This window comes from Streptomyces verrucosisporus (assembly GCF_017114865.1).
In the GTDB taxonomy this organism is placed as follows: Bacteria; Actinomycetota; Actinomycetes; order Streptomycetales; family Streptomycetaceae; genus Streptomyces; species Streptomyces fenghuangensis.
In genome coordinates this window covers 1-6,903 of record NZ_JADEYH010000057.1, presented here as the reverse complement: position 1 = coordinate 6,903, position 6,903 = coordinate 1, and the positions used below count along the sequence as shown (strand labels likewise).

The 6,903-nt window shown below is 68.2% G+C and carries 6 protein-coding genes; 2 read left to right on the top strand and 4 right to left on the bottom strand.

The window, feature by feature from the left end:
* Nucleotides 1–74: 74 nt before the first annotated feature.
* The 4 genes from IQ279_RS27275 to IQ279_RS27260 all read right to left on the bottom strand — a co-directional run bounded on the left by IQ279_RS27275 (nt 75) and on the right by IQ279_RS27260 (nt 3,610).
* A complete protein-coding gene (locus IQ279_RS27275; RefSeq protein WP_206352002.1) occupies nt 75–1,121 on the bottom strand; it encodes a ParB/RepB/Spo0J family partition protein in 1,047 nt (348 codons plus the stop codon).
* Entirely contained in the window at nt 1,118–2,266 is a 1,149-nt protein-coding gene (locus tag IQ279_RS27270) for a ParA family protein (protein WP_206352001.1), read from the bottom strand. Before IQ279_RS27270 ends, IQ279_RS27275 begins: the two co-directional genes overlap by 4 nt.
* Before the next feature lie 259 nt (nt 2,267–2,525).
* Nucleotides 2,526–2,972: a helix-turn-helix domain-containing protein gene (locus IQ279_RS27265; protein WP_206352000.1), complete on the bottom strand. Its 447-nt coding sequence runs from the start codon at nt 2,970–2,972 to the stop codon at nt 2,526–2,528.
* Nucleotides 2,969–3,610, bottom strand: a complete 642-nt coding sequence (locus IQ279_RS27260) for a hypothetical protein (RefSeq protein WP_206351999.1) — start codon at nt 3,608–3,610, stop codon at nt 2,969–2,971. Before IQ279_RS27260 ends, IQ279_RS27265 begins: the two co-directional genes overlap by 4 nt.
* 1,030 nt (nt 3,611–4,640) lie before the next feature.
* Between IQ279_RS27260 and IQ279_RS27255 the strand changes: the two genes are divergently transcribed.
* Together IQ279_RS27255 and IQ279_RS27250 are read left to right on the top strand one after the other, a co-directional pair.
* Nucleotides 4,641–5,597, top strand: coding sequence for an oxidoreductase (locus IQ279_RS27255; RefSeq protein ID WP_206351998.1), 957 nt, complete (start codon nt 4,641–4,643; stop codon nt 5,595–5,597).
* A 133-nt stretch (nt 5,598–5,730) separates the two neighbouring features.
* Nucleotides 5,731–6,723: a hypothetical protein gene (locus IQ279_RS27250; protein ID WP_307792562.1), complete on the top strand. Its 993-nt coding sequence runs from the start codon at nt 5,731–5,733 to the stop codon at nt 6,721–6,723.
* The last annotated feature ends 180 nt before the right edge of the window (nt 6,724–6,903 follow it).

Genomic DNA, 6,903 nt, shown 5'->3' with positions numbered 1-6,903 from the left:
AGGTTCACTCAGGCAGCGAAACAGAGGGCTCTGCACCGTTCATGGCGCAGAGCCCTCACGCACGGCGGCCCGGGTCAGTATTCGTCTTTCTCCTTGGGCTGCTGAAGTAGCTCGATGAGCCTCTCCAGCTTCTCCGGCGCCATGTTGTCCCGAAGAATCAAGCACACCTCGCCAGGACTGCCCCACGGCATCCGCACAGCGGCAGGCCGGGACGGCCGGATCTCCGGGGTCGAGAAGGACGCGGGCTGCGCGGGAACAGCCGGGGCACTGCCGCTGGCGGGCTCCGTGCTGTCCTGAGCGGGTTGGCCCGGCTCCGTCGCCTCCGCAGCGGGACCAGCTTCCTCTATTACGTCGTAATGAGGACCGGCCGCCGACCGCCGCGACTGCTTCCTTGCGGCGCCCTTGGCCGCCTGTGTACGGGCCCGCTCCTCCTTCAGCCGCGCCAGCTCCTGCTCCTGTCGCTCCGAGGGCTTCTTCCCCACCGCACGCAGCAGGTCCACCGGCTCCGCCCCGCTCTCCAGACGCTTCTGCAGCTCGGGAGTCAGGGACAGCAACGCCAGGCGTTGGGAGACCCAGCCCTGGGACCGGTGGAGCCGCTTGGCGAGTTTGTCCTGGGTGTCGTGGACTTCCAGCAGCTTCTTCAGCGCCCGCGCCTCGTCCAGCGGGTCGAGGTCCTGGCGGTGGATGTTGGCCACCAGAGCGGACTCCAGCAGCTCGTCCGGGTCGCCACCGAGGGACTCGTCCATCATGACCCGCAGCGAGGACAGGCCGGCCTGCCGGGCAGCAGCCAGGCGGCAGTTGCCGTCGATGACGACGTAGGCGGCCCGCGGCTCGAGCTCGTCCTCCCGGTCGGGATTGGCCGTCAGATACGCCTCACGGGACATGATCGTCACCGCGGACTTCTGCCCGTGGTCCCGCAGGGACGCGGCGAGGTCGGTGACGTCGGGCAGAGAGTCACGCGGGTTGTCCGGATTGTGGCTCAGTAGATGCAGAGCCAGACGGGTCGGCCCATCGTCACTGCCGCCCAGGACCTTCTCCGCAACCCGCCCGCGTGCACTGCGGGCCGTCCCGGCACGGCCGAACGCCGACGAAGCTCCCAGCAGGTCGGCCTTACCGCTCACGACGCGGACCTCGCAATCTGCCGCATCGCCTCAGCCTGGTCACAGCGAGGCGCATAGCTCAGCAGCGGCTTGCCCATACGGACTGCCTCACGCTGCTCCTTCAGGTCACCGATGACCGCCAGTACCGGCGGGTCGCCCAGAGACTTCCACTGCCGAAGGCTGGAGGTGGCGACGAACCCGCGCCGGGAGTCGTACAGGTTCACCACCAGACCGAGGTAGTCCAGCTCCAGCTCCAGATCCTCCTTCAGCGACTCGATCTGGTCGGTGAGCATGGCGTAGGCGGTGGCGGAGGAGTCCTCGGCGAGGACGGGGATGATGACGCCGGAGGCTCCCGCCGGTTCGCCGTCACGGCGCCGCCCGTAGTAGATGGCGGCGTCCATCGCGATCCCCAGTGACGGTGGGCAGTCGATGACGACAACGTCGAAGTCCGCCTCCAGTGGCTCCAGAGCCCGCTCAAGGGTGGTCTCCCGCCGGCGGATGCGGGTGTTGGTGGCGATCTTCGCGTCCAGGAGGAACCCGTCGAAGCACGCGGGCAGTATCTGCAGCCGCTTGCCGAACCGGTCGTCCTCGAACGTGACCAGCAGGTCGCGCAGATCGGCCTTGCCCTCGGCGCACATGTGGGCCACCAAACTGTCCTCACCCGGGGGGATCTGGGCGATGCCGAGCTGCTCGCTCAGGTGCCCCTGGGGGTCGTAGTCGACCAGGAGAACCCGCTTGCCCGCCTCGGCATACGCCTGGGCGACGCCGGCGGCGATGGCGGTCTTGCCCACCCCGCCCTTCTGATTACAGATGACTTTCCGCTGCGGCCCGGTGTGAGGCTGCTGCCCCGGAGAAGGGTGAGTGTCCAGCCAGAGACGCACCGACTGGGCCAACCCCTGGGTGTAGGAGACGCCGCGGGCGGTGCAGTCCGCCTTGAACTGCTCGTACAGGCCGACAGGGAGCCAGGTGGAGAAGGAGTCGGCGCCGGCGGTGTCGACGGTCGGATGAGGCCCGTCGTCGGTACGCCAGGCACGAATGCCGTCGGTGACGGCGTCTTGGATGTCGACACCATGCTCGGCGGTGCGGACCTTGAGCTCTTGGCGGATCGCGGCAGGCAGCTTCGACGCTACCTTTTCCCGGTCACCATCGGGGTATGGAGATGCCATGACGTCACCATACTGACGGTCGAGGATGTTGGGGAGCGGGGGGGCGTGTTGTGCCCCTTCCGCTGACTCCGTTGCTCAGTTCGGCTGAGCAGCAGAGTCTCGGCGCCGATTCTCATTACGCCGTAATGGCGCCTCGGCTCCGGGGCACGCCCGCGGTCCGCAGCGTGGTCTTCATTACGACGTAATGAAGACCACGCTGCGGACCGCGGGCGTGCGGCAACCTCCCCACTGGCACCGCCTGCCGGTCGAGCGGCTCGTCTCAGGAGACGGCTTTGAGGTTCTGGCGGCGCTTGGCGTCCTCACGGCGCCGCCGTTTCTCGGTGAGCTGACCCTGGTAGGCGGCGACGGCTCTGCGGTAGTGCTCCACGAAGCCGGGAGAATTCAGGCGCTCGCTTCCAGGCATCGCCTTGACCGCCGCGATGGCGTCCTCGGGGGAGAGGTAGCCGGCGAGCATCGGGTTGAGCTGGTAGACGCCGGGGCGCTTCTTCTTCACCAGCTGTGCCAGATCCAGGTCGCGCAGGGCCGCGTTGACCGCGGCCCTGCTCAGGCCGAGCATCTGGGCAATGGTGACCTGATCGATTTCGATACGGCCGCCCGGCTCGCTGTGGGCACGCACCTTGAGCAGCACGCGGTAGGCCGCGGGCAGCAGGTCCAGGTCGGCGACGATGCCCTCCGCGTTCACCGCGGCGAAATGCAGACCGCTCACTGTTCGGTCCTCTTCTCCTTCTGCTGTGTCCGCTTGTGGCGGCGCTCGGCCCGGACCTTCGACCGTTCCTCACGCAGCCGCTCGATCTCCCTGCGCATCTGTTCCAGTGAGGGGAAGCGCACCAGATCCGGCAAACTCTCGTCCGACCGGATCTCCGCGATGGCCGTGTACTGCTCGACCCGTACGTACTCCGGCTCCATCGTCTCCGTACCCGGGATGAACTCGGCGACCCGGTAGGAGTACGGCGGGTTGAATCGGTACACACCACGCTTCACCCTGAACACGATGCCATGGGCCATGACTTCCCTCAGAGCCTCGTTCACCTTGGTACGTGAGACATCCAGGACGTGGGCCATCTCATCCTGGGTGAGGTGGATTCGCCCGCCGGCCCGCTGACAGGCGATCATCAGCAGGATCAGCCGCAAAGGCAGTGCCTCGCGGAAGAACTGTGCGATGACCAGAAAGAACTCCAGGCTGTCCATGGAGAAGGCGTTCGGCTGGTCCGGTGGTCCGTAGAACTCCAGCGGCTTCCGCTCGCTGTCCAGCGTGAGCTTGCGGCCGGGATAAGCTCTGGCGACCTCGTCCAGCTTCTTGACGGGATGTAGCGGCCGGTCCCAGGCGTCGGCCGGATCGTTCAAGGGCGGCTTCGGCTGCGGTGTCCCCCGGTCGCCCGTACGGCGACGCTGCGGCTCTGTCGACACGAGGCTGCTCTCCCAAGCTGTTGATCTCTGAACGCCAACGCTATGTCATCCCTGCTTGACACAAATGTCAATCCGATGCGACATGTTGCGTAAGTTGTGTCCCTCCTGGGGGACATATCTTCTTCCTGGCACCCGGTGTATCCGGTGTATCCGGTGCTGGACACATTGATTTCCTGATGTCGCCTCTACTTGACATGGCTGCAGATTTTGTGTCAACTCCAGTTGATATTGAGCCATCGATGTGTCCCCCCAGGCGGGACACATCGACAGCGTTATGTCCCTGCTGGGGGGACATAACTCGTAACCCGCAGCGCTGTGACCTGCAGGTTTACGGTCTCCGTACATATAAGTGGCCCGTACCCGAGTCGGTGCTGTCCAGGTTCCAGGGACAGGGGCCGCTTTGCCTGCGGCACCGTCTGCCGGTGAGGGGCCGGTGGAAGGCACCAGCGCTGCTGGGGACCCGGACGTGACCGCCGCGAGGATAAAGCGGACAGGCGTGGCTGGTGCTCGGTCGTGGTTCCGCCGCACGGCCTGGCGGCCGCACGACTGCGGTGGCCTCCGCTCGCCGTCGCCGGGCTGCCCCACCGTTGGGGCTGGCATTCTGTGGCTGAGGCTTTCGGGGGTGGGCAAGTGGTTTCGCGGAACTCAAGCCTCCGCTGTTGGGGCGGTGCGGCCTGCCTCCGTATGGATCAGGCACCGAAGTGCCGGTCAGCAGCGGCAGGGCAGGGGAAAAGGTTCCAGGGACCGGCTTCTCGTCCCCGTTCCGAGGAGCGAATCGACGAAGACCGATGGAGAACGGGAGAAGTGCAGGTGCGCACTCCGGAAGTGGCCGCCGCGGGCGTCCGTGCCGAGGATGGGGACCCGGTCACCCGTGTAGGCAAGGGATGGGGCGATGCGGCACACCACGGCCACCAACGGCTTTCCCGGTGCGGGGGAATCTGTGTCCCGGTCCCGGTGGGAAGACCACATGAAGTGGTCCACGGCTGACATCCCCGACCAGCGGGGCCGGGTCGCGCTGATCACCGGTGGTACAGCAGGAATCGGCCTGGAGACGGCTCGGTCGCTGGCTGTCCGCGGTGCTCGGACCGTCCTGGCCTGCCGCGATGTCGAACGGGGCCGTGCCGTGGCGACCGGTCTGGGCCCTGACGCGGATGTCGTCAAGCTGGACCTGGCCTCGCTTCAGTCCGTGCGGCGGACCGCGGCCGAGGTGCGTCGCGGGTACGGCAGGATCGATGTCCTGGTGAACAACGCCGGGGTGATGTTTCCCCCGCACCACCGGACAGAAGACGGTTTCGAGGCACACTTCGGCGTCAACCACCTGGGGCATTTCGCGCTGACGCTCCTGCTGCTGGACCTGATGCGGTGTACGCCCGGTTCACGGATCGTCACCGTCACGAGTCTGGCGCACCGGGTCGCCCCGAGCGGATTCGATCCGCGCACAGCCCGTTCCCAGGGCGGACGGCGATCTGTCGCGGCCTATGGGCGCTCCAAGCTGGCGAACCTGATGTTCGCCCGTGAACTGCAGCGGCGGCTCGCCGACGAGGGCGCTGAGACCGTCTCGGTCGCCGCACACCCCGGCCTGTCGGCCACCGGGCTGTGGCACGGTGACGCACCCGCGGCACTGCGGCCGGTGAGCCGGACCGCGCTGAGGGTTCTGGCCCGGCCTCCGGCACGGGCGGCCGAACCGGTGCTCAGGGCCGCTACCGATCACCGCGTACCGGGAGGCGCCTACCTGGGTCCGGGCAGACTCCTGGAGACCCGGGGGGCCCCGGCTCCCGCGCGCTCCACCCGGAGCTCACGCAACACACGGGCGCAACTGCGGCTGTGGGAGCTGTCCGAGGAACTGTCAGGGGTCCGCCACCAACGCTCTTCCGGGGAAGACCGCCCGGAACCCATCCCGAAGGTCTCCCGCCCCCCGGGATGAGCCGGCGCCGCCCGGCCCGCGGTGTTCAAGTGCGCTTCTTCGGTATTGCCGTTCCGGAGCCGGCCGGTCGGCCGGCGGCCGAACGCCCCCTACGGTCGAGACACCATCGGACAAGGGCAGAAAGGTCTTATCCGTGCACTCCCTGATGGACAGGACTCCCGGTACCCGGCACATCCCTCTCTCCCCGCCCGACGACGGCCGACCGCGCTCGCTGTTCGTCGACGGTCACTTTCCCCGCCGGCGCGGCCTGGTCCTCTGCGTCGCGGCGCTGTTCGGATTCGCGCTGACAGTCGTGTGGTCCCACGAGTTCGTCGACCAGACCATCGGGGCCAACGTCGCCGGCGCCCTGCTGGGCCAGGACGCCGCGACGGCTTCCCTGGGCAGTTTTCTGGTCGGCATCGCGTTCGCCCTGGCGACCGGCGTGGCGGGAACGTTCACCGCCTGCAACGTGGCGGTGTTCAGCGCGATGGCCCCGATGGCCGGTCAGGCCCGGTCGCGGCGCGGCCGGCTGATCCGGCTGCTCGGGCCGCTGGGATACCTGGCGGCCGGCTCCGTGGCCGTGTCCGCCGCCTACGGCGTGGTCGTCGCCCTGATGGGCACTCGCATGCCGCAGTTCCAGCTCGGCTCCCCGGGAGCGGACGGTTTCCCGCCGGTTCTCGTGCAGGCCATGGTGACCTTCGGGGTCATCGGCATCGTGCTGCTATGGCTGGGCCTGGCGTCTCTGGGGCTGGTGCCCGACCCGCTGGCGCGGCTGTCCGAGCGCTTCCCCAACGCACCCCTGGTGGTCATGGGCGCCCTCATCGGCGGTTTCCTCATCGGCCGCCCCTATCCGCTGTTCCGGCGGCTGTTCCACGACGCGGCCGAGAGCGGCAACGTCCTCTACGGCGCGGCGGCCTTCTCGCTGCAGGCGCTGGGCAATCTGGTGGTGATGGGGGTGCTGCTGGCCGGGATCACCCTGCTGGCGGGTGAGCGGCTGCACCGCTGGATGTCGGCGCGTCCCGGCCGTGCCTCCGCCGTGATCGCCGCGGCGTTCATCGCGGCGGGGGTCTTCATGATCCTGTACTGGGACGTGCGCATGCTGGCCCGCCGTGACCTGATCTGGTTCCCCATGGCGCCCTGGGCGTGAGGCGGTCCGGCCCCTGCGGCTTCCCCACCGGGAGCCGCAGGGGCCTGTACGGTGCCGGCGCGCGGTGCCTACAGCCCGGTGGCCACCACGTTCCCGGCAACCCACCGCATCGCGTAGGCGCCCTGCCGGTCCAGCTCGTCCTCATCCCCCTCCACCCGGGTCTCGTAGGCGGTGTCCACA